The organism is Escherichia sp. E2748 (assembly GCF_005781125.1).
Classification (GTDB): Bacteria; Pseudomonadota; Gammaproteobacteria; order Enterobacterales; family Enterobacteriaceae; genus Escherichia.
Map to the genome: position 1 here is coordinate 75204 of NZ_VATP01000003.1, position 25072 is coordinate 100275.

Genomic DNA, 25072 nt, shown 5'->3' on the forward strand with positions numbered 1-25072 from the left:
GACATTGACCTGAATTACGCTTTCATTAAAACATATTAACCAGATAAATATTTGGGATGGATATTTAAATTTAAGGATATATTCATGCAGTCTATAACACCTCCATTAATAGCCGTTATTGGTAGTGATGGTTCAGGCAAGTCAACGGTTTGTGAACATCTCATTACCGTTGTCGAAAAATATGGTGCCGCAGAAAGAGTTCATTTAGGAAAGCAAGCCGGAAATGTCGGTCGTGCAGTGGTAAAACTGCCCTTAATGGGAAAATCGCTTAATAAATCAATTGAACGCAATAAAGTGAAAACAGCGAAAAAATTGCCTGGGCCAGTTCCGGCGCTGGTAATTACAGCGTTTGTCGCCCGCCGCTTACTGCGCTTTCGTCATATGCTTGCCTGTCGTCGTCGCGGGTTAATTGTTTTGACCGACCGTTATCCACAGGACCAGATTCCTGGCGCTTACGATGGTACGGTGTTCCCGCCTAACGTTGAAGGTGGCCGGTTTGTGTCATGGTTGGCAAGTCAGGAACGTAAAGCATTTCACTGGATGGCGAGCCATAAGCCCGATCTGGTCATCAAACTCAATGTCTCCCTGGACGTGGCCTGCGCACGTAAGCCTGACCACAAACGAGAATCTCTGGCGAAGAAAATTGCCATAACGCCAAAGTTAACCTTTGGAGGCGCGCAACTGGTTGATATCGATGCCAATCAACCGCTGGAACAAGTGCTGGTTGATGCGGAAAAAGCGATAATGGATTTTATGACAGCGCGAGGTTATCGCTAGTCAGAAGTGATAATGCCCGATCGCAGGACCGGGCATTAACAGGAAGGTTAGATAAGCTGCAATGCAATCCAGTACAGACTACCAGACAGAAAAATTGCCGCCGGTAAGGTAAACACCCACGCCATCAGGATACTGGTTACCGTTTTACGCTGTAACCCACCGCCATCTACCACCATCGTCCCCGCCACCGCAGAAGAGAGTACGTGAGTTGTGGAAACAGGCATCCCAATATAGCTGGCAAGACCGATAGATACCGCCGCCGTCATCTGCGCCGCCATCCCTTGCGCATAAGTCATGCCGCGCTTACCAATTTTCTCACCGATGGTCATCGCTACACGGCGCCAGCCAATCATGGTGCCAACACCGAGTGCTAAAGCCACCGCCATGATGATCCACACTGGAGCATATTCAATGGTGCTTAACATATCGCTGCGCAGTTTTTTCAGCAGGCTCTGGTCTTCTTTGCTAACGCCTGGCAGTTTCGCCAGCTTCGCAGAGGTATCAGAGATACAAAGCATAATACGGCGCAGCTGACTGCGTTGACTTACGTTTAACGGCTCGTAGCTTTCCATATTGCCCGGCAGCATCGTTTTAACGCGCGCAATCGCATCAAAGGTATTTGCCGGATGACAATGGAACTCCGTCACTTGCGTGCCATCAGTCGATGCCGCAGGCAATGGAGGTTCCATCGCAATCAACTTCTGCGGTAGTTCAGGATGCTGTTGCAGATAGTGTTCGAAATTGATGACGGCATCGCGGGTACGGGTAATTTCATAGCCGGACGCGTTCATATTGACAACGAAACCAGCAGGGGCAATCCCCACCAGTACCAGCATCACCAGGCCGATCCCTTTCTGCCCGTCGTTCGCGCCGTGCGAAAACGCCACGCCCGCAGCGGAAACAATCAGCGCAATACGCGTCCAGAATGGCGGCTTACGTTTGCCTTTTTTCTTTTTGCGATCTTCAGGAATGCGGTGAATACGGTCACGCTTTTTCGTCCCGCTCCAGAAACGGCGCAGCAGGAAAATCAGACCACCCGCAATGACCAGGCCGACGATGGGGGAGACAATTAACGAGGAGAAAATCTTGGTCACTTCACGCAGGTTTAACGCATCCATCACCGACGAGCCGGTTAACAGCGCGTTGGTTAAACCGATGCCGATAATCGCGCCAATCAAGGTGTGCGAACTGGAGGCCGGTAAACCAAAGAACCACGTTCCCAGGTTCCAGATAATCGCCGCCAGCAGCATGGAAAAGACCATCGCCAGACCGTGGGTTGACCCCATATTCAATAGCAAATCGGTTGGCAACATATGGACGATGGCATAGGCGACGCTAAGTCCGCCAAGCAATACGCCAAAAAAGTTAAAAAATGCCGCCATCACCACGGCAAGTTGTGGCTGCATGGCACGAGTATAAATAACGGTTGCCACCGCATTCGCCGTGTCATGAAAACCATTGATTGCTTCGTAGAACAACACAAATGCCAGAGCAAGTAATAACAAAAGCCCCGTGTATATATCAAGGCCAACAAATAAATTTAGCATATATTAGATTACGCCATTTTGAATTTACGAACGGACGCATTATCAGTGACTTTAACGGCGCGGGCAAAGTGAAATATCATTTTTTAACGATAAAAAGAGTGTTATTTCTTTAGTATCAGATAATAAGTTGCCATTCAAAGTTTTAAGAAATAATTAATGTAGAATCATTTCAATCATTAATACATTCATATTGTGAATTTATTAACTTAATGTATTTCAATATTCAATATTTTGAGCATTCCATGAACGATTTTCCGTGCTGACTATTTTTGATAATCAGCACGGGTTTGCGAAAAAGTCTATTACTCTTTCAGCACAATTAACGGCTCAATATCACTCTCTTTTTTGATGACCAGAGATTCATCGCCGCGCAAACACGTCCCACCGTAGTTGCCGCCCACGGTGAAAGTACATACCTGAATGTATTTACCGTCCACTTTTGGCAGACACCACAGTTGCTGGTAGATATTTTTCTGCTCGGCAAATTTACCGCTGGTTTGGTCGAGCACCTCTTCATGATGGCTGACCAGGTCGATATTGCTACCACAGCGACCGGCAATCGGTTTCACGGCGTAACCGGTTTTCACCAGTTCATCATTAACAGTGAAATCGGTATCCAGCAGATAACGATGATGCGGGAACAGCGACCAGAGAATTGGCAGAATCGCTTTGTTGCCAGGGATCACCGTCCAAAGCGGTTCAAAGACCAGCACTTCCGGACGCAGCAGAACGTCGATCAGGCGCACTTCATTTTGCGGATGACCGGTACGAATCGGTACTGCGGCAAACTCACGGTCGCTGACTTCGCGAATCTGATCAAACGCCGTTTCCCACGCCCAGGTCTTCCATACGCAGTTAACCAGTCGCCCTTCCCCATCAATCAGTTGTCCGGCAGCATCCCAGCCCAGTTCATCTAGCCCGCGCAAGATACGCGTTTCAAAGCCCGCCTGTTGCAGCGCCTGCTCCATAAACTGAGCGTGATAGTTCTCTTCAATATCTTTGTCCTGCATGATATGGACAAACGGACGCGCGCGACTGTGTTTCCACGCGCCAGCCAGTTCGGTAATCAGACCTTCCGCCGGATTGAACCCGTTGCCTTTATAGCCCTGCTCCGCCCAACGTTCGAGGATCAAGCCCGCTTCAGTATGACAGGAGGCGGAGTCGGCGTTGTATTCATAGACCTTCAGGCCACGCTCATCCATACAAAAATCCATACGACCGGTGATCATATGGTGACGACGACGCTGCCAGGAGAGGCGCAAACGCGGCCAGAGGATTTTCGGAATGTCGAACAGCGCCAGCAGGTTGTCATCTTTCAGCACTTTATCGGTAGCGTGAAGATACATCAGATGCAGCTCGTTGGTGGCTTTAACCAGCTCCTGTTCGGCGCTCTCCGTAATGGTGTAGTAATGATACGGATCCTGATTGATCACCTGACCGTTCGCCTGCACGTAGGCGTTTTGCAGCGGATCTTTTTCATCCAGCCATTTACCGTCAAACTGGCCTTTATCTTCCAGGCGCGCTCCGCTGATCTTCAACAAATCGCCTGCAATTTCCGGCTGTGGCAAGCTGTATTCGGTATCTTCCGTCTGAATCATCCAACCCAGAATAGTGGTGTCATCAAAGGTGTCTTTGAGGGTATAGCAGCCGTTTTCTACCACCATCTCCAGCTCGCGCGTCCACTGTTGCCCTTGCGGCAACGGGGAATGAATCACGTTCTGTTCGGCAATACGGACTTTGTTGCCATGTAATTGCGTAATGATGGCGACATGGCCGGTATCTTTAAATTCACCGCCTTTATCCCAGATAAGAAGCGCGCCCGCGACCGGCGCACGCGGCGAACCGTTAGGAAATGCCTGCAATGGCAGAATGTTGTCATTAACCACTTCACGCAAGAAGCGCAGCGAGAAAATCTCCCACGCCATGCCCACGTCAGTGAAGACCACACCGTAGTTCAGAAAGAGAAAACGGCGAGCAAACTCAACGCATTGCCATTTGTGGCCCATATATTCGTCGTCGATATAGCTACGGAATACGGCATCATCTTCGTATTCCTGCGGATCGAGAGAACTGTAATCTGAAGAGTAGATTGCTACACCACCGGGGGCGTAGCCCAATAACGTCCCGAACGGGGCATCCTGGCTGGTCGTTCCTTTGCTCATCACTTTACCTTTAACAATACAACCTAAGCAGTTGGCGTAATTGTTGTGCTCTGATTACCTGCTCAGCGACATTAACCGGACAGAGGTTAGACTTATCATACACCTCAACGCAGCGGCTGGCGCAAAGGGTTAAAAAATTCACATTCTGTACAGCAAGTGACCTGCTACACTGCTTCAACACGACCACTCAGAAGGCAACTCACTATGGCAGACAATACTTATCAGCCCGCGAAAGTCTGGACGTGGGATAAATCCGCTGGCGGCGCGTTCGCCAATATCAATCGCCCGGTTTCTGGTCCGACACATGAAAAAACGCTGCCCGTAGGCAAACACCCATTGCAACTCTATTCGCTGGGAACGCCGAACGGTCAGAAAGTAACGATTATGCTTGAGGAGCTGCTGGCGCTGGGCGTCACCGGCGCAGAGTACGACGCGTGGCTGATTCGCATTGGCGATGGCGATCAATTCTCCAGCGGTTTTGTCGAAGTGAACCCGAACTCGAAAATTCCCGCTCTGCGCGATCATACGCATAACCCGCCAATCCGCGTGTTTGAGTCAGGATCGATTCTGCTTTATCTGGCCGAGAAATTTGGCTACTTCCTGCCGCAGGATCTGGCAAAGCGTACCGAAACGATGAACTGGCTGTTCTGGTTACAGGGCGCTGCGCCGTTCCTCGGCGGTGGTTTTGGTCACTTTTATCATTACGCGCCAGTGAAAATTGAGTACGCCATTAACCGCTTTACCATGGAAGCCAAGCGTCTTCTCGACGTGCTGGATAAGCAGCTGGCGCAGCACAAGTTTGTTGCGGGCGATGAGTACACCATTGCGGATATGGCGATTTGGCCGTGGTTTGGCAACGTGGTGTTAGGTGGCGTGTATGATGCCGCAGAGTTTCTTGATGCGGGCAGTTATAAGCATGTGCAACGCTGGGCGAAAGAAGTGGGCGAACGTCCGGCAGTGAAACGTGGGCGTATTGTTAACCGCACCAACGGGCTGCTGAACGAGCAGTTGCATGAGCGCCATGACGCCAGTGATTTCGAGACAAATACGGAAGATAAGCGTCAGGGGTAATGGTTGGTGCATATCGCAGCAAGCCATGTAGGCCGGACAAGGCGTTCACGCCGCATCCGGCAATCAAGCACAATGCCTGATGCGACGCTCGCGCGTCTTATCAGGCCTACGAAAGCATCCGGTTTTAATCATCACGCGCTGGTAATGTCGTAATCCATTTGGCGCAGTGCGTCTAATGTGGCTTTGGCTTCGTCTTCGTCGATGATGCTCATGGCAAATCCGACGTGCACCAGTACCCACTGGCCCAGCAGATCGGCAGGGTTACCTTCGCAAATCAGGGCGATATTCACGTCGCGCTTGATACCACATACTTCAACCTGCGCAAGCTGGTGAATATCTTCACCGACAGCCAGCACCTGGCCTGGAACGCCAATACACATTGTTAACTCCGGTTATTCAACTTCAATACTTTTGACGATCAGCGAATCGCCGGTATCGACACGCAACCGCTCGCCATGACAGATCGGACACTGCGCATCGTGCTGATGAATCTCCACCACCTGGCTGCAATCCCAGCACCAGGCCTGGGCTGGTTTATAGACGATATGTAAATCGCACCCTTGCGCCACCGTTCCCTGGCAGACAATTTCAAAACTAAAACGGACGGCGCTCTCCTCAACGCAGGAGAGCGCGCCAATTTCCAGCCACACGGCGGTGACGCGCTTAACATCGTGCTGCTCCGCCTGCCGTTGGATAATCTCAACGGCGCTCTGGCAAAGCGACAACTCATGCATTTTCGCCACTCCTGCGACCAAACAGCAGGGCGCGACGCCCTGCATGTGGTACATCCGGATTAGTGACTGGCAGCGAAAGGATCATTCGCGCGCAGTCATCCGTCAGGCGTTGGCCCTCTTCAATCGACATGCTGTGCGAAAGCGGCGACATCAGCGAGCAGGAGAGGTATTGCGACACACCGTCCAGTTCGCCAACGGTAAAGGTCATAGTGCCATACGGCAGTTGCAGACCGATTTTTTCACTCACTTTGCGCAGCGGCCAGAGTTGATCCGGGCCGGGGAAGATAACTGCACTCAGCATCCACGGGGTGATCACACACCCCGTCCACTGACCTTCGAACAGCGTAAAGTCGGAAACATACACCGGCATTGAAGGATGCAGAAAAGAGAGATCGTGCATCGAACGCCGGGCAATTTCTTCAAACGCAGCCTGTACTTGCGCCTTCGGGGAGGTCTGGAAACCTGCTATCTCTTCAGTCATGAGTCGCCTCCCGTGGGATGGCTTCCACGCCTGATTCGCGCAGCGCAGCCAGAACCTGCTCAAGCGCAGGTTCAATCATTGCTTCAACCGTCGGCGTTAAGCCGATGTGCGGCTCCAGCGATTCCGGGATCACGCCGACCAGCGTCAGCTTTTTCGGAAACTCACCGGTGAAGCGCAGGGCCGACAAGACGTCGGCCAGGCCAAGCTGATGCGGAGAGATTTTGTTGGTAAACAACGCCGGAACCTCTTCATCCCGCAGGATCATCATCGTTCCCGGCGCGTTCTTTTTCGAGACAATGGCATCCGCAATAATCAGATGATCGCGATTTGCCATGTCGCCAAGCAGCTCCATTCCCGCCGTGCCGCCATCGAGGATCTCAACATAATCCGGCAGAATGTATCGTTGCTCTAACGCTTCAACAATCCGCACACCGATGGCTTCATCGGTCAGCAAAATATTGCCGACCCCTAAGACTAAAATACGCATTACAGAACCTTCACTGAAACCACTTCGTTGCCGTCGGCATCCACTACGTGTACCGCACAGGCCATGCACGGGTCGAAGGAGTGAATGGTACGCACCACTTCCAGCGGTTTATTCGGATCGGCAACCGGCGTGCCCACCAGCGACTGCTCGTAAGGACCGACGTCATCATTGAAGTTACGCGGACCAGAGTTCCAGGTTGATGGAACAACTGCCTGGTAGTTGCTGATGATACCGTCTTTGATCACCATCCAGTGAGAGAGCATACCGCGCGGTGCTTCAAGGAAGCCAACGCCTTTGAACTCGCCCGTTGCCGGAATGTTCGGTTTCACAAAGGTGGTGTGATCGCCTTTGCCGATATTGGTGATCAGTGCACTGTACTGGTTTTGCAGGATATCCTGCAATTCGCAGCAGTGAACGGTACGACCAATAATACGGCCCAGCGTGGAGTGCAGCTGCGCCACTTCCAGCGTGTTGCCAGTCAGTTTCTGATAAATCGCAACGATTTCATTCAGTTTGTTCTGGGTAGACTCGCGACCTGCCGCCAGTTTCACCAGCATGTTAGCCAGCGGACCCACTTCTACCGTTTTGCCGTAGAAAGTCGGCGATTTCACCCAGGAATATTTACCGTCGTCAGACCAACCGTCGTAAGCCGGAATGGTGGTGCCTTCCCACGGTGCCTGCGGCGCTTCGTCTTTATACCAGGAGTGCTTCGCGCTTTCCTGAATCCCTTTGATCAGGTATTCATCGGAATGGGAAGTGATCGGACGATACGAGGACAGATCCGCATTCTCAATGTAGCCGCCCGGGAACAGGAAGCTGCCGTTTTTGCTGTCGGTCGGGAATTCCGGCACGCTCAGGTAGTTCACCGCACCTTTACCGCGCGTCAGCCATTCCGGGTAGAACGCGGCGATAACTGCGGTATCAACCTTGTAAACCTGCTCAACAAAGTCGCTCAGCTTGTCGATGAAAGACTTGATGTACATCAGGCGCTCAAGGTTCAGCACACCCAGACCGTCGAGGTTGATCGGGTTCGCGACCCCGCCTACCGCCAGGTTCTGAATGTGCGGCGTTTTACCGCCCAGCAGCGCCACGACGCGGTTAGCGTCACGCTGGCACTCCAACGCTTGCAGGTAGTGCGCTACCGCAATCAGGTTCACTTCCGGCGGTAGTTTCATCGCCGGGTGACCCCAGTAGCCATTGGCGAAAATACCCAACTGACCGCTGGCAACCAGATCTTTGATCTTGTTCTGAACTTTGGTGAACTCTTCCGGGCTGTTCAGATGCCAGGTCGAAACGCCTTTCAGCATTTCGGAGGCTTTGGTTGGATCAGCTTGCAGTGCAGAAGTGATGTCCACCCAGTCCAGCGCCGAAAGCTGATAGAAATGAACAATATGGTCATGCGTGGTGTGCGCAGCCAGAATGATGTTACGGATGTATTGCGCGTTAACCGGAACGTCGATATTCAGCGCACTCTCTGCCGCACGAACGGAAGACAGTGCGTGAGTAGTAGTACATACGCCACAGATACGTTGCACAATCATCCATGCATCGCGCGGATCGCGGTTTTTCACGATCTCTTCCATGCCGCGCCACATGGTACCGGAAGCCCATGCTTTCGAAACGACGCCATTTTCGATTTCGCAATCGATGCGTAAATGCCCTTCAATTCGGGTTACCGGATCAATAGTAATTCTCTGGCTCATGCTTTGCTCGCCTCATGACGATTATGATCGTTTTGTTTTAAAGGAGGAAGTATCGGCAGTAGACGAATGAGTACGATGTAAGCGCAAATCTCAATAGCCACAAAACCAATAGAAATCAACAGTTCTTCCCAGGTCGGGAAGTAGGCGTAACCGCCGCCCGGGTTGAATGCCACCAGCGAATAGGTCAGACGCCAGGTTGCACAACCTAACAGCGCGCTCAGTGCCGACAAGAACAACATGCGGGAATCATTACGCAGCTTCGCCACACGCAGAACCACCAGCGGGAAGAGCATCAGCAGGACTTCAATCCAGAACATCACGGAGTAGAAGTCACCGGCAAACGCTAACGACAGCTTGTCGCGATAGATAAGCTCGCCAAAGCGCAGCACGATAAAAATCGCCAGCAGTACGCTGATGGTATTCGTCAGCTTGACGAACAGGCTCTTTTCATCTGGACCATTGCCACGCAGACCCGCCTGCACCAACGAACCTTCAAAGATGACAATCGAGAAGCCCATGATGAACGCCGTCAGCAGCGAGAACAGCGGCAACATTTCATAGCTCTGCCACAGCGGATGCACTTTGTAGCCCGCCGAGATCATCAGCGACCCCATTGAAGACTGGTGCATGGTCGGCAACAGCGCGCCAAGTGCAATGATGAAGAACATCACCTTGTTCAGACGCTTGAGAGAAACCTTCCAGCCCAGACGTTCAAACAGTGCCGGAGCAAACTCCAGTGCCATCACGCCGATGTAGATGGTCATACAGACCGCCGTCTCGAACAGTACCGAGTTCACGTTGAAGTGACCCGGAATGTAGAAGTACGGCAGGTTCCAGTAGCGACCCACGTCGATAGTGATCGACAAGCCGCCCAGTGAATAACCGAACAGACTTGCCAACAGCGCCGGACGCACCAGCGGATGGTATTGCCCACGGTTAAAGACGTATACCGCCCACGCCAGCGCCCAGCCGCCACAGGCAAAGCCGGTGCCGATCAACAGGTCAAACGCGATCCACACGCCCCACGGGAAGCCGCCGTTCAGGTCGGAGACAGAGCCCAGACCGAACACCAGACGCTTCACAATCAGAAGCATACAGATGACGATTAACGGTCCAAAAATCATGACCGGTTTACTGATGATTTTGCCGCCCAGCGGTTGTGGATCATGACTCATGATCGTCTCCTCCGTCGTGATGGTCGTTTTTGGTGTTGCGACGAACCAGCACGGTTAAGCCCGCCAGCACAGCCAGTGGTAGCATCATGCCTTTATACAGGGTGTGTTGAATATTTTCGGAACGCGCACCGGTAGAAAGATCGTCCAGTTTCGGCAGGTCGAGATTTTCATAAGGCACACCCGTCAGTACCAGAACCTGAGTACCGCCGCCCTCTTTCTCGCCGTACAGATGCGGATAATATTTCGGCACCGTATGCAGGTAAGTGTCGCCAGATTTCAGCGTCTGACGCGGATAGTGGTATTCGCTGCCAGGCTTCAGCGCCAGACGTTTTTTCGCCTCCGCCATCAGCTCTTCACGCGTACCAAAAATCACCGCCCCCGCCGGGCATACTTCTACGCAGCCAGGCAGACCGCCTTTATCGAGACGTTCCACACCTTTCTGGTTGCACAGCTCACATTTATGCAGCGCACCAAACGGGTTGTTGTAGTCGTACTTCGGCACGTTGTACGGACAGGCAACCATGCAGTAACGGCAGCCGGTGCACACATCTTTGTCGTAATGGACAATGCCGGTTTTCGGATCTTTTTTCAGCGCAGAGACCGGACACACGGAGACACAGTTCGGATCGACGCAATGCATACACTGTTTCTTAATGTACGCATAGCCGTTCTCCTCCTGGTCTTTGTTGACGCCCGTGCCGCTGGTCCACACCTGAATGATGTTATTGGTATACGGCGACAGTTTGTCGTTGTTCGACCAGGTCTGTTCCCCTTGCGGGTTACGTTCAGGGAAGTTGATATCCTGACACTTGGTGACGCAAGCCTGACAGCCTACGCACAAGGTCGAGTCGTACAACATACCCAGCGATCCCGGAATTGGCGGGCGGTTTTCAGCAGCCGCATGACTGACAGACGGCAGTGCGCCCGTCAGCAATGCCCCGCAGGAGGCTGCTTTAATAAAATTACGTCTGTTCACGGTTATTCTCCCCGTGAGTCAGCGTTATCTTTCTTTTGCTGACGACCCAGTTCACGCACCGCCATCACGCTGACACCGGCAACCAGCCCAACCACACCGCCGAGCAAACCGATAGCGCCCGCAGAGACGTTGCCGCCTTCTTTAGCGTTGACATCCGGTTTTTGTGAACGCGGCGTCTGGTTTTCGACGTTGGCAAGCTGATGGATGCCTTTATGGAAGCCGACACCTTCTTCGTTACAGCCATAGCATGGGTGACCAATTGCCACCGGCCACACGCCGCCAACGTCGCAGAATTGCAGCGTTGAGCAGTTGCCGTAAGTTTCTGGCCCTTTACAGCCGAGGTGGTACAGGCACCAGCCTTCGCGGTGGCCTTCATCGCCGAACTCTTTGGCAAAACGACCAGCATCGAAGTGCGGACGACGTTCGCAATGTTCGTGAATCAGACGACCATAAGCGAAGGTCGGGCGGTTTTTGTTATCCAGCTTCGGCGGTTTACCGTAAGTGATGATGTGCGCAACGGTCGCGAGGAAGTTGTGCGGGTTTGGCGGGCAGCCTGGAATGTTAATAACGGTTTTGCCTGGCAGAACTTCTTGCAGGCTGACCGCGCCAGTCGGGTTAACCCCGGCAGCGGCGACGCCGCCCCACGCGGAGCAGGAACCGATAGCGATAATGGCTGCTGCGCCTTCTGCCGCTTTGCGGATGTGGTCCACAATCGGCTCACCGGCAACCATGCAATAAATACCGTTATCTTTTAATGGGATGGAACCATCCACAACCAACACATACTGCCCTTTGTATTTCTCGAGCGCGTTGTGTTTGTTCTCTTCAACCTGATGGCCGAAGGCGGCAGAAAGCACTTCGTGATACTCCAGAGAGATAGTCTCCAGCACGAGGTTTTCTACCGTTGGATGCGTCGCACGAAGCAGAGATTCCGTACAACCGGTGCATTCCTGCGCGCCAATCCAGATAACCGGCGGGCGCTGCGGGTTAGTGACCGATTCGGCCATCTCTGCGGCGGCTTTGCTACTTAACCCCATGGTGGCGGCTAATGCTGCACAAAGCTTCATGAAATCACGACGATTAATGCCGTGAGAATGGATGAGGGTGTTATCTCCAGTCATTTATAGTTATTCCGTTGCGAAGACCTGGCATATATTTTGCCTCAACCGCAAAATCAATAATGCGATCGATGCGCCATTTACCACACATTTATTATGGTTATCATTACAATGATACTGCGGCGGGGCGCTAAAACGAAGGGAATAAGCATTAGTGTAATTAATTAAAGCAAGATAATACGTATGTTTGATCAATTTTCGAGGCGATAACCCGCCATAAAAAAGCGCAACGTAGAACAGGAATTATTCTCACGAAAGAAATCCATTACCATCTCTTTATCCAGCCCATAACGGCGCGTCAGAATACCCGCTTCCCAGGCGCTGAGCTGGCGATCGCCGGTCTTTTCATACATCCGGTGCGAGTAGCCTAATACAAAACCACGTTTATAATCGGCGCAAAATTTAGTCACATTAACTGCACTGTCGGCATGCGTTGCTTTTAATCCCGCCATTAAGCCTTTACCGAAATGGTTATTCATCGTTTACCTCAAACGTTATATATCAGTATATATAGCGATATTTTAGGCAAACTCCGACTTTTACGCACGCTATTTTTTCCTGCACATGTAGGACGTTATCCTTTAAGGGATAAACACTTCAGGAAAGATATTTATCGAACCATGTCAGCGTCCTTTGCCAGGCAAGATCGGCGGCTGATTTGTCATAACGTGGCGTGGAATCATTATGGAATCCATGGTTAACCCCCGGATAAATATACGCTTCATAGACTTTGTTATTAGCCTTCAACGCCGCCTCGTAAGCGGGCCAGCCCTCATTGATTCGGGTGTCCAGTTCAGCATAGTGGAGCAGTAAAGGCGCTTCGATCTTCGCCACATCGGCAGTAGGTGCCTGGCGACCATAAAACGGCACCGCGCAGGCCAGTTCCGGATACGCCACGGCAGCCGCGTTCGAGACACCACCGCCATAGCAAAATCCGGTTATGCCAACTTTGCCCGAGGCTTGGGGATAGCGTTGCATAAACTCAATTGCAGCAAAGAAATCATTCATCAGTTTGGTTGGATCAACCTGCTGTTGCAGTTCGCGGCCTTTATCATCATTTCCCGGGTAACCACCAACGGAACTTAAACCGTCGGGTGCCAGAGCGATGTATCCCGCTTTAGCCACCCGCCGTGCTACATCTTCGATATACGGATTCAGCCCACGATTTTCATGCACGACCACCACAGCGGGTGTTTTGTCGCTCATCTTCGCAGGCTTCACCAGATAACCACGAACCTCGCCGTGACCATTTGGCGAAGGATACGTGATGTACTCAGCGACAATCTCCGGGTCGGTAAACTCCACCTGGGTCGCCCACGCGTAATTTGGCTTGAGCAAATCAAACAACGCTAACGCCGTCATCCCGCCCACCGCGTACTTCGCTGCCAGGTTGAGGAACTCACGTTTCGATATTTTCCCGTGAGCGTAATAGTCGTAGTAATCCAGCAACTCTTGCGGAAAATCTTTGGCGGTCAAACGCGGCATCGTTTTACTCCTCAACTGTTGTTTTTTTAAGCAAAGCATAAGCGTGTGTTTTTGCCCAGTTTTTCGTCACTCTGTGAGCGATGCTACGGGATACGTCCAGGTAAATCGCTAGACTAGAAACATTGTTTCGAAATTGAATGGTGGAAAGGAGATGTCATGGTCTGGTTAGCGAATCCCGAACGTTACGGGCAGATGCAGTACCGGTATTGCGGAAAAAGCGGTTTACGCCTGCCCGCGTTATCGCTCGGTTTATGGCACAATTTCGGTCACGTTAACGCGCTGGAATCACAGCGCGCGATTCTGCGTAAAGCGTTTGATTTGGGCATTACGCACTTTGATTTAGCCAACAACTACGGCCCGCCTCCAGGAAGTGCAGAAGAGAACTTTGGTCGTCTGCTGAGGGAAGATTTTGCGCCTTATCGTGACGAGTTAATTATCTCCACCAAAGCCGGATACGATATGTGGCCCGGCCCGTACGGCTCTGGCGGCTCACGTAAATACCTGCTCGCCAGTCTCGACCAAAGCCTGAAGCGTATGGGGCTGGAATATGTCGATATCTTTTACTCGCACCGTGTCGATGAAAATACGCCGATGGAAGAAACCGCCTCTGCGCTGGCCCATGCGGTGCAAAGTGGTAAGGCGCTGTATGTTGGGATCTCTTCATACTCGCCAGAGCGGACGCAAAAAATGGTCGAGTTGCTGCGCGAGTGGAAAATTCCGCTGTTAATTCATCAGCCTTCATACAATTTACTGAACCGCTGGGTGGATAAAAGCGGCCTGCTGGATACCCTGCAAAATAACGGCGTGGGCTGCATTGCCTTCACCCCACTGGCCCAGGGATTGCTGACCGGAAAATATCTCAACGGCATTCCTGAAGATTCACGGATGCATCGCGAAGGTCATAAAGTGCGCGGCCTGACACCGAAAATGCTCACCGACGCTAACCTCAACAGCCTGCGGTTATTGAATGAAATGGCACAGCAGCGCGGTCAGTCGATGGCGCAAATGGCGTTAAGCTGGTTGCTGAAAGATGAGCGAGTGACGTCGGTATTGATTGGTGCCAGTCGTCCAGAGCAACTGGAGGAGAACGTGCAGGCATTGAATAATCTGGCGTTTAGTGCCGAAGAACTGGCGCAGATTGACCAGCATATCGCCGATGGCGAGCTAAACCTGTGGCAAGCATCTTCCGATAAATAACAAGTTAATACCGGGCGCGAGAACCGCGCCCGAATCAGATCAGTGATTATGACGAGTCAGTCGGTCAAGATAGCCCATCACAAATGCAGAAAGCACAAACGTCAGATGGATAATGACGTACCACATCAGTTTGTTATCCGGGACATTTTTCGCATCCATAAAGACGCGCAGTAAGTGAATGGAAGAGATTGCCACAATCGACGCTGCCACTTTGTTTTTTAGCGACGTTGCGTCCATTTTCCCCAGCCAGTTCAGTTTCTCTTTGTTCTCGGAGATATCCAGCTGCGAGACGAAATTCTCATAACCGGAAAACATCACCATCACCAGCAAACCGCCAACCAGCGTCATATCCACCAGCGACAGCAACACGAGGATCAAATCTGATTCTGCCATTGAGAAGATATTCGGCAGGACGTGAATAATCTCCTGAAAGAACTTCAGCGCCAGGGCAACCAGCGCCAGCGAAAGGCCAAAGTACACGGGGGCAAGCAGCCAGCGAGAAGCATACATTGCATTTTCAAGAAAACGTTCCATACATTCCTGTCGTGTAGTTAAAACGGGCAACAGTATATCGCAATTGAGTTAACAGCACGCAACAGCAAATCAACATATACGTTAACCCGTTATCGCATAAATCCGAGGTTTAGGGATCTTCCTGGTTCCCTGATTACCGTGGTGCGTGCGTCTACCCTTAAAGGACGTTGAACCTGAAGGGAGAAAAGCGATGTCTCATTTAAAAGACCCGACCACACAGTATTACACTGGTGAATATCCCAAACAGAAACAACCAGCGCCCGGCATTCAGGCGAAGATGACGCCCGTGCCAGATTGCGGCGAGAAAACCTATGTCGGTAGCGGTCGCCTGAAAGATCGTAAAGCACTGGTGACAGGGGGCGATTCCGGAATCGGTCGCGCTGCCGCCATCGCTTACGCGCGTGAAGGCGCTGACGTGGCGATCAGTTATCTTCCCGTGGAAGAAGAAGATGCTCAGGATGTGAAAAAGATCATTGAAGAATGCGGACGCAAAGCCATTCTGCTGCCGGGCGATTTAAGCGATGAGAAATTTGCCCGTTCGCTGGTTCACGACGCGCATAAGGCATTAGGCGGGCTGGATATTATGGCGCTGGTCGCCGGGAAACAGGTTGCCATTCCTGATATTGCAGACCTCACCAGCGAACAGTTTCAAAAGACCTTTACCATTAACGTTTTCGCGCTGTTCTGGCTAACCCAGGAAGCAATTCCCCTGCTACCGAAAGGCGCCAGTATCATCACCACTTCGTCAATCCAGGCCTACCAGCCAAGCCCGCATTTGCTGGACTATGCGGCTACGAAGGCGGCGATTCTGAACTACAGCCGTGGCCTGGCAAAACAAGTCGCGGAGAAAGGTATTCGGGTGAATATTGTCGCGCCAGGCCCTATCTGGACAGCACTGCAAATTTCCGGTGGACAGACGCAGGATAAGATCCCGCAGTTTGGTCAGAAAACACCGATGAAACGTGCGGGGCAACCGGCGGAGCTGGCCCCTGTATATGTTTATCTGGCAAGTCAGGAGTCGAGCTATGTCACCGCAGAAGTGCACGGCGTGTGTGGTGGCGAACATTTAGGCTAAAAAATACCCGGTTGTGTGATAGCAACCGGGCATCATTGTGCTTTTAACCTTGCCGGATGCGGCGTAAACGCCTTATCTGGCCTACCAGCTCGTGCAAATTCAACACGTTGCGATAGATTTTGTAGGCCTGATAAGCGTAGCGCATCAGGCAATTCTCTTTACTTCGCTTTGGCAGTTTCTTCGCCGACCAGACCAATCTTCAGGTAACCTGCCTGATGCAGCTTATCCATTACCTTCATCAACATCTCGTAGTCGACGGTCTTATCTGCACGGAAGAAGATGGTGGTATCTTTCTTGCCTTCGGTTAACGCATTCAGCGCCGTAACCATCGTTTCATCGGTGACCGGATCGTTACCGATAAACATTGAGTTGTCCGCCTTCACCGACAGATAAACCGGTTTTTCCGGGCGCGGCTGCGGCGTGCTGGTAGAAGCAGGCAAGTTCACCTTCACATCTACCGTCGCTAACGGTGCCGCCACCATAAAGATAATCAGCAGAACCAACATCACGTCGATAAACGGCGTCACGTTGATATCATGCATTTCGCCGTTATCGTCGAGGTTTTCGTTAAGATGCATTGCCATCGGACATTATCCTGCGCGTAATTTTTGTGCAACACGAACCGGATGCGCAGCGGCGCTGGCTTCCAGATCCAGGTCACGGCTTTGCAGCAACAATACCTGCGCTGCGACATCGCCAAGCATCGCTTTAAAGCCGCCAATCTGGCGTGCAAATACGTTATAGATAACGACCGCCGGAATCGCTGCCACCAGACCGATTGCCGTTGCCAGCAACGCTTCTGCAATACCCGGTGCAACCACTGCCAGGTTGGTAGTTTGCGTTTGCGCGATACCAATAAAGCTGTTCATGATGCCCCAGACCGTACCAAACAGACCAACGAACGGCGAAATTGCGCCGATGGTAGCAAGATAGCCATTCCCGCGGCCCATTTGACGACCTACTGCGGCGACCCGACGCTCAAGGCGGAAACTGGTACGCTCTTTAATACCTTCGTTATCGTCGCTGCCTTCTGACAGTTCCAGCTCGTTCTGCGCTTCATTGAGCAAATGCAGGCTTAAGCTTTTGCTACCAAAATCAGCGGCGATATCGCTGGCCTGGTTTAAAGAGCGTGCTTCAGCCAGTAGTTGCTGCTCGCGCTTCAGGCGACGCTTCTGGTTGAAGAACTCTACGCTCTTACTGAAAAAGATTGCCCAGGTGACTACGGAGGCCAGAATCAGCCCAATCATCACGCACTTAACGACAATATCGGCGTGCTGATACATACCCCAGACGGAAAGGTCCGTCTGCATTAAATTATTACCCACTGTGTATCTCCAGGACGCAAGTCACAAAATCTGCGCACAATAATATCAAAACGACGTCGAATTGATAGTCGTTCTCATTACTATTTGCATACTGCCGTACCTTTGCTTTCTTTTCTTTGCGTTTACGCAGTAAAAAAGTCACCAGTACACCTTTTGCGAAATTTTTCTGCTTTATGCCAATTCTTCAGGATGCGCATGACCTCATTCGTGCTAGTTTAGACATCCAGACGTATAAAAACAGGAATACCAACATGGCAGACAAACAACTTGATACTCAACTGGTCAATGCAGGACGCAGCAAAAAATACACTCTCGGCGCGGTAAATAGCGTGATTCAGCGCGCCTCTTCGCTGGTCTTTGACAGTGTGGAAGCCAAAAAACATGCGACGCGCAATCGCGCCAATGGCGAGTTGTTCTATGGACGGCGCGGAACGCTAACACACTTCTCATTACAAGAAGCGATGTGCGAACTGGAAGGTGGCGCAGGTTGCGCACTGTTTCCTTGCGGGGCGGCTGCGGTTGCAAATTCCATTCTTGCTTTTGTTGAACAGGGCGATCATGTGTTGATGACCAATACCGCCTACGAGCCGAGTCAGGATTTCTGTAGCAAAATCCTCAGCAAGTTGGGCGTAACGACATCATGGTTTGATCCGCTGATTGGTGCCGATATCGTTAAACATCTGCAGCCAAACACTAAAATCGTGTTTCTGGAATCGCCAGGCTCCATCACCATGGAAGTCCACGACGTTCCGGCGATTGTTGCCGCCGTACGCAGTGTGGTGCCGGACGCCATCATTATGATCGATAACACCTGGGCTGCCGGAGTGCTGTTCAAAGCTCTTGATTTTGGTATTGATGTTTCTATTCAGGCCGCCACCAAATATCTGGTAGGGCATTCGGATGCGATGATTGGCACTGCTGTGTGCAATGCCCGTTGCTGGGAGCAACTGCGGGAAAATGCCTATCTGATGGGGCAGATGGTCGACGCCGATACCGCCTATATGACCAGTCGTGGCCTGCGTACACTGGGCGTGCGTCTGCGTCAACATCATGAAAGCAGCCTGAAAGTGGCAGAATGGCTGGCCGCACATCCGCAGGTTGAGCGAGTTAACCACCCTGCTCTGCCAGGCAGTAAAGGCCATGAGTTCTGGAAACGAGACTTTACAGGTAGCAGCGGACTATTTTCCTTTGTACTGAAGAAAAAACTTAATGATGAAGAACTGGCGAACTATCTGGATAACTTCAGGTTATTCAGCATGGCCTTCTCATGGGGCGGGTATGAATCCTTGATCCTCGCGAACCAGCCAGAACATCTCGCCGCCATCCGCCCACAAGGTAAGATCGATTTTAGCGGCACCTTGATTCGCCTGCATATTGGTCTGGAAAACGTCGACGATCTGATTGCCGATCTGGACGCCGGCTTCGCGCGAATTGTGTAACGTTGCCAATTTGGACAATTTTGCAGACATTTAATTGTGAAAAGTCTTAAATTGTTGCGTCCGGGATCAAGGCGTCCCGGACGATTCAGGAGTACAATAGTCAAATTAAGGCTTAAACGCTGTTCCACAGGAAAGTCCATGGCTGTTATTCAAGATATTATCGCTGCGCTCTGGCAACATGACTTTGCCGCGCTGGCGGACCCTCACATTGTTAGCGTTGTTTACTTTGTCATGTTTGCCACGCTGTTTTTAGAAAACGGCCTGCTGCCCGCCTCATTTTTGCCTGGCGACAGCTTGTTGATTCTGGCTGGCGCATTGATTGCCCAGGGGGTTATGGATTTTCTGCCAACAATCACGATTCTGACTGCCGCAGCCAGCCTGGGTTGTTGGTTGAGTTACATTCAGGGGCGCTGGCTGGGTAATACCAAAACGGTGAAAGGCTGGCTGGCGCAGCTTCCGGCCAAATATCACCAGCGCGCCACCTGTATGTTTGACCGCCACGGTCTGCTGGCGCTGCTTGCTGGACGTTTTCTCGCCTTTGTCCGCACGCTGCTGCCAACCATGGCGGGGATTTCCGGACTGCCAAACCGCCGCTTCCAGTTTTTCAACTGGTTAAGCGGGTTGTTATGGGTCAGCGTGGTAACCAGTTTCGGCTATGCCTTAAGCATGATCCCGTTTGTAAAACGCCATGAAGATCAGGTGATGACGTTCCTGATGATCCTGCCGATTGCCTTGCTAACCGCTGGCTTGTTAGGCACGCTGTTCGTGGTGATTAAAAAAAAGTACTCTAGTGCCTGACGATTTCCTCCGTTCCCGGTGGCCATGCCGGGAACGCATTTAACTCCCCTGCATCGCCCGCATTCTGGCGGCATCTTCTCCCGGCGTCACACCGAAATAACGTTTAAACTCACGGCTAAATTGCGACGCGCTTTCATAGCCGACGCGCATCGCCGCCGCGCTGGCCTTCATGCCGTCGTGGATTATCATCATTCGCGCCTTATGCAGACGGTAATTCTTCAGATACTGCAACGGCGAGGTACTGGTGACAGACTTAAAATTATGGTGGAACGCCGAAACGCTCATATTGGCTTCTGCTGCCAGTTGCTCAACGCTCAGGTTTTCGGTGTATTTATTCTCAATTCGTTTCAGCACGCGGCTAATCAGGCTGAAATGCGTCTGGCGACTGACCAGTGCCAGTAACGCGCCGCCGCAAGGCCCCGTCAGCACATAGTAAAGAATTTCGCGGATAATCTGTTTACCGAGAATGCGCGCATCCAGCGGTCGTTCCATCACATCCAGTAACCGCTCCGCCGCGCATAAAATCTCTTCGGACAATGTAGCGGAATTTATACCGCTGGCAGCCATTGACGGCTGGAACTGTTCATCTTCGCCAATGTCCATCAACAGCTCTTGTAACTGCAAAATATCGACATTGAGACGCACCCCCGCCAGTGGCACCTCTGGCGTGGCATAGGTTTCGCACTCAAACGGCAACGGCACCGTCAGCAGCAGGTATTCATTGGCGTCATAGCGAAACACGCGTTCATTGATATAACCGATTTTATGCCCGGAAAAGAGAATTATGATGCCAGGTTCATACATCACTGGCGTACGCGCACCGGGGTTCTCACCATACAATAAGCGCACATCAGGCAACATATCTGACAAACTATTTTCTTTATCTTTCAGTCTATTAATTTTATCCGTCAGTAGGCGGCATATCTCTTCACGTTTCATATCGCGTAATTTCTTAGGAATAATGCGGCAATTTGATTGTGCGCAATTTTGTACCATTTCTCCAGCACTCTGGAGAAATAGGCAAGACATTGGCAGAAATGAGCATTGAGAGCCACGACGCAGGCGACCACAATGAAAAACATCAGGCAGACCGATCTCTGCCCTCATATTGACCCAGCAAAGGGAGCAAGTAATGAACAACTTTAATCTGCACACCCCAACCCGCATTCTGTTTGGTAAAGGCGCAATCGCTGGTTTACGCGAGCAAATTCCTCATGGCGCCCGCGTATTGATTACCTACGGCGGTGGTAGTGTGAAAAAAACCGGCGTCCTCGATCAAGTTCTGGATGCATTGAAAGGTATGGACGTGCTGGAGTTTGGCGGTATCGAACCAAACCCGTCTTATGAAACGCTGATGAACGCCGTAAAACTGGTTCGCGAACAGAAAGTGACTTTCCTGTTGGCGGTTGGCGGCGGGTCCGTGCTGGATGGCACCAAATTTATCGCCGCAGCGGCTAACTATCCGGAAAATATTGATCCGTGGCACATTCTGCAAACGGGCGGCAAAGAGATTAAAAGCGCTATCCCGATGGGCTGTGTGCTGACGCTGCCAGCGACCGGTTCTGAATCTAACGCGGGCGCGGTTATCTCCCGTAAAACCACTGGCGACAAACAGGCGTTCCATTCTGCCCATGTTCAGCCGGTATTTGCCGTACTCGATCCGGTTTATACCTATACCCTGCCGCCGCGCCAGGTGGCTAACGGCGTAGTGGACGCCTTTGTGCACACCGTAGAACAGTATGTGACCAAACCGGTTGATGCCAAAATCCAGGATCGCTTCGCAGAAGGTATTTTGCTGACGCTGATCGAAGATGGTCCGAAGGCCCTGAAAGAACCAGAAAACTACGATGTGCGCGCCAACGTTATGTGGGCGGCGACCCAAGCGCTGAACGGTTTGATCGGCGCTGGCGTACCTCAGGACTGGGCAACGCATATGCTGGGCCACGAACTGACCGCTATGCACGGTCTGGATCACGCACAAACTCTGGCTATCGTCCTGCCTGCTCTGTGGAATGAAAAACGCGACACCAAGCGTGCGAAACTGCTGCAATACGCTGAACGCGTCTGGAACATCACCGAAGGTTCCGACGACGAGCGCATTGACGCCGCGATTGCCGCTACCCGTAACTTCTTCGAGCAATTAGGCGTGCCGACGCATCTTTCCGACTACGGTCTGGACGGCAGCTCTATCCCGGCATTGCTGAAAAAACTGGAAGAACACGGCATGACCCAACTGGGCGAAAATCATGACATTACGCTGGAAGTCAGCCGCCGCATCTACGAAGCCGCCCGTTAAGCTTTTTACGCCTCAAACTTTCGTTTTCGGGCATTTCGTCCAGACTTAAGTTCACAACATCTCACCGGAGCCTGCTCCGGTGAGTTCATATAAGGAGGAACGTATGGCTAATCCAACCGTTATTAAGCTACAGGACGGCAATGTCATGCCCCAGCTGGGACTGGGCGTCTGGCAAGCAAGTAATGAGGAAGTTATCACCGCTATTCAAAAAGCGTTAGAAGTTGGTTATCGTTCGATTGATACCGCCGCAGCCTACAAGAACGAAGAAGGTGTCGGTAAAGCCCTGAAAAATTCCGCACTTAACAGAGAAGATCTGTTCATCACCACTAAACTGTGGAACGACAACCACAAGCGCCCTCGCGAAGCCCTACTCGACAGTCTGAAAAAACTCCAGCTTGATTATATCGACCTCTACTTAATGCACTGGCCCGTTCCCGCAATCGACCATTATGTCGAAGCATGGAAAGGAATGATTGAGCTGCAAAAAGAGGGATTAATCAAAAGTATCGGCGTCTGCAATTTCCAGATCCACCATCTTCAGCGCCTGATTGATGAAACTGGCGTGGCGCCTGTTATTAACCAGATAGAACTTCACCCGCTGATGCAGCAACGTCAGTTGCATGCCTGGAACGCCACACACAAAATCCAGACCGAATCCTGGAGCCCATTAGCCCAGGGCGGGAAAGGCGTATTCGATCAGAAAATCATTCGCGATCTGGCAGATAAGTATGGCAAAACCCCGGCACAGATTGTTATCCGCTGGCATCTGGATAGCGGTCTGGTCGTAATCCCGAAATCAGTCACCCCTTCACGAATTGCTGAAAACTTCGATGTCTGGGATTTCCGTCTCGACAAAGACGAACTTGGTGACATTGCAAAACTCGACCAGGGTAAACGCCTCGGCCCCGATCCCGACCAGTTCAGCGGCTAACGCACAAATTCTCCCGGTAGCGGTAATGTTCCGCTACCGGACTTTTCAGAAATCATTTATTCCCCTCGCCTCCCGCCCGTTGTTACTCTCCCCTGTTCAGGAACACCAGATATAAGGACATCATCATGCGGAGCTGGAAGCCCTTAAAGGAACAACTCATCTACACCAGGGATAAACGCAATGGAGAGGTGAAAAACAGATGAAAATAATGGTTCTGTTTTTGGCAGCCTTTTTAAGTTTTACCCTCCAGGCGCAATCCCCCTCGCTAACCGCTGAACAAACAGTCAGGCAGATTTATCAACACTATACCGGTGGGGCTAGTGTTCCTTATTTCGCTGATAACAGTGAGCAAGCAATAACATCAACGCGAATGCAAAAGGCACTAACCTTGAATGACAATCTCACACTGCCGGGTAATATTGGCTGGCTGGATTACGATCCGGTTTGCGATTGTCAGGATTACGGCGATCTGGTGTTAGAAAGTGTCGCGGTTACTCAAACGGATGCCGATCACGTAGATGCCCTTGTGCGCTTTCGTCCCTATAAAGACGATAAAGAAAAGACCACGCAAACACTGAAGATGGTGGCAGAAAATGGTCGTTGGGTGATTGACGATATTGTCAGCAATCATGGCAGCGTCTGGCAGTCGGTTAATGGTGAGAATGAAAAAATATTGGCGCTACTGGCATCGCTGCAAAAAGAGCAGCCTGAAGCCTATGTCGCCGAGTTGTTTGACCATATCACTCATTATAGCTGGCCCTGGACGTGGGTTGTTTCCAACACCTATCGCCAGGCTGTTAATGCCTTCTATAAAACTACCTTCAAGACTGACAGTAACTCCGATGAAGATATGCAATTAGAGCGGCAATTTATCTACGACAACCCAATCTGTTTTGGCGAAGAGTCGTTATTTTCACGCGTTGATGAAATTCGTGTGCTGGAGAAAACTGCCGACTCCGCTCGTATTTATGTTCGTTTTGCATTGACCAATGGCAACAGCGAAGAGCAAGAAATTGTTTTACAGCGGCGTGAGGGTAAGTGGGAAATTGCCGATTTTATCCGCCCAGGCGGCGGAAGTTTACTTAAACAGATTGAAGCGAAGACTGCCGCCAGATTACAGCGGTGAGCGGAATAATTAATACCAGATAAAGGAAACTGGAAATGAATAATCAACTGTTACTCTTTTTTCTAATGTTCATACTCACAGGCTGCGTCAGTAATGAAAAAATCAGTCATGTAGAAAATGATATTCATCTGATAAATATAAAAGTCGATCAACTCCAACAGGATATCAACGCTTTACGTCAGGAAATTCAGGTAGCGAAAGAAGTGGCAGAAAAAGTTAACACACGGCTGGATGATGCCGGAAGATGGCCAGACGGAATTTTGGCGCACCCGCCACGGTGGTAATACTCCACTAAACATCAATCAACTATTAATCATAACAATAAAAAACAGGGAGAAATAAATAATGAAAAAGACTTTCAGCGTGGGAACACTAATTCTGGTAACTGGCTTATTAAATGGGTGCGTCAATGAGCAAAAGGTCAATCAACTGGCGAGCAATGTGCAAACATTAAATGCCAAAATCGCCCGGCTTGAGCAGGATATGAAAGCATTACGCCCACAAATCTATGCTGCCAAATCCGAAGCTAACAGAGCCAATACGCGTCTTGATGCGCAGGACTATTTCGATTGCCTGCGCTGCTTGCGTATGTATGCGGAATGACAAAACAATCCCCGGCAGCATTCTGTTACCGG

General features: G+C 51.2%; 27 protein-coding genes. 11 read left to right on the forward strand and 16 right to left on the reverse strand.

Annotated elements, in window-relative coordinates; genetic code table 11:
* Nucleotides 1-84: 84 nt before the first annotated feature.
* Nucleotides 85-777: a dTMP kinase gene (locus FEK42_RS06045; RefSeq protein WP_130208019.1), complete on the forward strand. Its 693-nt coding sequence runs from the start codon at nucleotides 85-87 to the stop codon at nucleotides 775-777.
* 47 nt (nucleotides 778-824) lie between these two features.
* Here the strand turns inward: FEK42_RS06045 and pitB are convergent, their stop codons facing one another.
* Nucleotides 825-2324, reverse strand: coding sequence for an inorganic phosphate transporter PitB (gene pitB / locus FEK42_RS06050; RefSeq protein ID WP_135492272.1), 1500 nt, complete (start codon nucleotides 2322-2324; stop codon nucleotides 825-827).
* A gap of 302 nt (nucleotides 2325-2626) precedes the next feature.
* A complete protein-coding gene (gene gss, locus FEK42_RS06055) occupies nucleotides 2627-4486 on the reverse strand; it encodes a bifunctional glutathionylspermidine amidase/synthase (protein WP_130208023.1) in 1860 nt (619 codons plus the stop codon).
* Between the two features lie 204 nt (nucleotides 4487-4690).
* Between gss and yghU the strand changes: the two genes are divergently transcribed.
* Nucleotides 4691-5557 (forward strand): glutathione-dependent disulfide-bond oxidoreductase, encoded by an 867-nt coding sequence (yghU, locus tag FEK42_RS06060; RefSeq protein ID WP_135492270.1) that lies wholly within the window; start codon nucleotides 4691-4693, stop codon nucleotides 5555-5557.
* A 131-nt stretch (nucleotides 5558-5688) separates the two neighbouring features.
* On the opposite strand, the gene hybG is transcribed toward yghU, so the two are convergent.
* The 10 genes from hybG to yghX all read right to left on the reverse strand — a co-directional run bounded on the left by hybG (nucleotide 5689) and on the right by yghX (nucleotide 13716).
* Nucleotides 5689-5937 carry a hydrogenase maturation factor HybG gene (hybG, locus tag FEK42_RS06065; protein WP_000334896.1) on the reverse strand — a complete coding sequence of 83 codons (249 nt, stop codon included), beginning with the start codon at nucleotides 5935-5937 and terminating at the stop codon, nucleotides 5689-5691.
* Between the two features lie 12 nt (nucleotides 5938-5949).
* A complete protein-coding gene (gene hypA, locus FEK42_RS06070; protein ID WP_000544956.1) occupies nucleotides 5950-6291 on the reverse strand; it encodes a hydrogenase maturation nickel metallochaperone HypA in 342 nt (113 codons plus the stop codon).
* Complete coding sequence (gene hybE / locus FEK42_RS06075) at nucleotides 6284-6772, reverse strand: hydrogenase-2 assembly chaperone (protein ID WP_000134014.1); 489 nt, start codon at nucleotides 6770-6772, stop codon at nucleotides 6284-6286. Before hybE ends, hypA begins: the two co-directional genes overlap by 8 nt.
* Nucleotides 6765-7259: a HyaD/HybD family hydrogenase maturation endopeptidase gene (locus FEK42_RS06080; RefSeq protein WP_001221940.1), complete on the reverse strand. Its 495-nt coding sequence runs from the start codon at nucleotides 7257-7259 to the stop codon at nucleotides 6765-6767. The genes hybE and FEK42_RS06080 overlap by 8 nt, the downstream gene beginning before the upstream one ends.
* Nucleotides 7259-8962, reverse strand: a complete 1704-nt coding sequence (gene hybC / locus FEK42_RS06085) for a hydrogenase 2 large subunit (protein ID WP_000083065.1) — start codon at nucleotides 8960-8962, stop codon at nucleotides 7259-7261. Before hybC ends, FEK42_RS06080 begins: the two co-directional genes overlap by 1 nt.
* A complete protein-coding gene (gene hybB, locus FEK42_RS06090) occupies nucleotides 8959-10137 on the reverse strand; it encodes a Ni/Fe-hydrogenase cytochrome b subunit (RefSeq protein ID WP_000017694.1) in 1179 nt (392 codons plus the stop codon). The genes hybC and hybB overlap by 4 nt, the downstream gene beginning before the upstream one ends.
* Entirely contained in the window at nucleotides 10127-11113 is a 987-nt protein-coding gene (gene hybA / locus FEK42_RS06095; protein WP_001081870.1) for a hydrogenase 2 operon protein HybA, read from the reverse strand. Before hybA ends, hybB begins: the two co-directional genes overlap by 11 nt.
* Before the next feature lie 2 nt (nucleotides 11114-11115).
* Entirely contained in the window at nucleotides 11116-12234 is a 1119-nt protein-coding gene (gene hybO, locus FEK42_RS06100) for a hydrogenase 2 small subunit (protein WP_130208025.1), read from the reverse strand.
* Between the two features lie 188 nt (nucleotides 12235-12422).
* Nucleotides 12423-12710, reverse strand: coding sequence for a DUF2623 family protein YghW (gene yghW, locus FEK42_RS06105; RefSeq protein WP_001059136.1), 288 nt, complete (start codon nucleotides 12708-12710; stop codon nucleotides 12423-12425).
* 118 nt (nucleotides 12711-12828) lie between these two features.
* Nucleotides 12829-13716, reverse strand: a complete 888-nt coding sequence (yghX, locus tag FEK42_RS06110) for a YghX family hydrolase (RefSeq protein ID WP_130259446.1) — start codon at nucleotides 13714-13716, stop codon at nucleotides 12829-12831.
* A 156-nt stretch (nucleotides 13717-13872) separates the two neighbouring features.
* Here yghX and gpr point away from each other — a divergent pair, with 156 nt between their 5' ends.
* Complete coding sequence (gene gpr / locus FEK42_RS06115; RefSeq protein WP_130208031.1) at nucleotides 13873-14913, forward strand: L-glyceraldehyde 3-phosphate reductase; 1041 nt, start codon at nucleotides 13873-13875, stop codon at nucleotides 14911-14913.
* 39 nt (nucleotides 14914-14952) lie between these two features.
* Here gpr and FEK42_RS06120 read toward each other — a convergent pair whose 3' ends face one another.
* The gene (locus FEK42_RS06120) at nucleotides 14953-15447 is read right to left on the reverse strand and encodes a TIGR00645 family protein (RefSeq protein WP_000439331.1); all 495 of its coding nucleotides are present in this window, start codon (nucleotides 15445-15447) and stop codon (nucleotides 14953-14955) included.
* Between the two features lie 190 nt (nucleotides 15448-15637).
* On the opposite strand from FEK42_RS06120, the gene yghA reads away from it, so the two are divergent.
* Nucleotides 15638-16522: an NADP(+)-dependent aldehyde reductase gene (gene yghA / locus FEK42_RS06125; RefSeq protein WP_130259448.1), complete on the forward strand. Its 885-nt coding sequence runs from the start codon at nucleotides 15638-15640 to the stop codon at nucleotides 16520-16522.
* A 158-nt stretch (nucleotides 16523-16680) separates the two neighbouring features.
* On the opposite strand, the gene exbD is transcribed toward yghA, so the two are convergent.
* Both exbD and exbB read right to left on the reverse strand, forming a co-directional pair.
* On the reverse strand, nucleotides 16681-17106 hold the full coding sequence (exbD, locus tag FEK42_RS06130; protein ID WP_130208035.1) for a TonB system transport protein ExbD: 426 nt from the start codon (nucleotides 17104-17106) through the stop codon (nucleotides 16681-16683).
* Nucleotides 17107-17112: 6 nt separating this feature from the next.
* Complete coding sequence (gene exbB / locus FEK42_RS06135) at nucleotides 17113-17847, reverse strand: tol-pal system-associated acyl-CoA thioesterase (protein WP_130208037.1); 735 nt, start codon at nucleotides 17845-17847, stop codon at nucleotides 17113-17115.
* Nucleotides 17848-18098: 251 nt separating this feature from the next.
* Here exbB and metC point away from each other — a divergent pair, with 251 nt between their 5' ends.
* Nucleotides 18099-19286: a cystathionine beta-lyase gene (metC, locus tag FEK42_RS06140; RefSeq protein WP_130208039.1), complete on the forward strand. Its 1188-nt coding sequence runs from the start codon at nucleotides 18099-18101 to the stop codon at nucleotides 19284-19286.
* Nucleotides 19287-19424: 138 nt separating this feature from the next.
* Nucleotides 19425-20084, forward strand: a complete 660-nt coding sequence (yghB, locus tag FEK42_RS06145; RefSeq protein WP_064529651.1) for a DedA family general envelope maintenance protein YghB — start codon at nucleotides 19425-19427, stop codon at nucleotides 20082-20084.
* A gap of 39 nt (nucleotides 20085-20123) precedes the next feature.
* On the opposite strand, the gene yqhC is transcribed toward yghB, so the two are convergent.
* Nucleotides 20124-21023 (reverse strand): DNA-binding transcriptional regulator YqhC, encoded by a 900-nt coding sequence (yqhC, locus tag FEK42_RS06150; RefSeq protein ID WP_138211663.1) that lies wholly within the window; start codon nucleotides 21021-21023, stop codon nucleotides 20124-20126.
* Between the two features lie 193 nt (nucleotides 21024-21216).
* Here yqhC and yqhD point away from each other — a divergent pair, with 193 nt between their 5' ends.
* From yqhD to yqhH, 5 genes are all read left to right on the forward strand, one after another.
* Complete coding sequence (gene yqhD / locus FEK42_RS06155; RefSeq protein ID WP_130208043.1) at nucleotides 21217-22380, forward strand: alcohol dehydrogenase; 1164 nt, start codon at nucleotides 21217-21219, stop codon at nucleotides 22378-22380.
* Between the two features lie 103 nt (nucleotides 22381-22483).
* On the forward strand, nucleotides 22484-23311 hold the full coding sequence (gene dkgA, locus FEK42_RS06160; protein WP_131162516.1) for a 2,5-didehydrogluconate reductase DkgA: 828 nt from the start codon (nucleotides 22484-22486) through the stop codon (nucleotides 23309-23311).
* 199 nt (nucleotides 23312-23510) lie between these two features.
* Nucleotides 23511-24437 (forward strand): YbjP/YqhG family protein, encoded by a 927-nt coding sequence (locus FEK42_RS06165; RefSeq protein WP_135492266.1) that lies wholly within the window; start codon nucleotides 23511-23513, stop codon nucleotides 24435-24437.
* 35 nt (nucleotides 24438-24472) lie between these two features.
* The gene (locus FEK42_RS06170; protein ID WP_135492264.1) at nucleotides 24473-24721 is read left to right on the forward strand and encodes a hypothetical protein; all 249 of its coding nucleotides are present in this window, start codon (nucleotides 24473-24475) and stop codon (nucleotides 24719-24721) included.
* A 61-nt stretch (nucleotides 24722-24782) separates the two neighbouring features.
* Nucleotides 24783-25040, forward strand: coding sequence for a lipoprotein YqhH (gene yqhH / locus FEK42_RS06175; RefSeq protein WP_135492262.1), 258 nt, complete (start codon nucleotides 24783-24785; stop codon nucleotides 25038-25040).
* Nucleotides 25041-25072 lie beyond the last annotated feature (32 nt).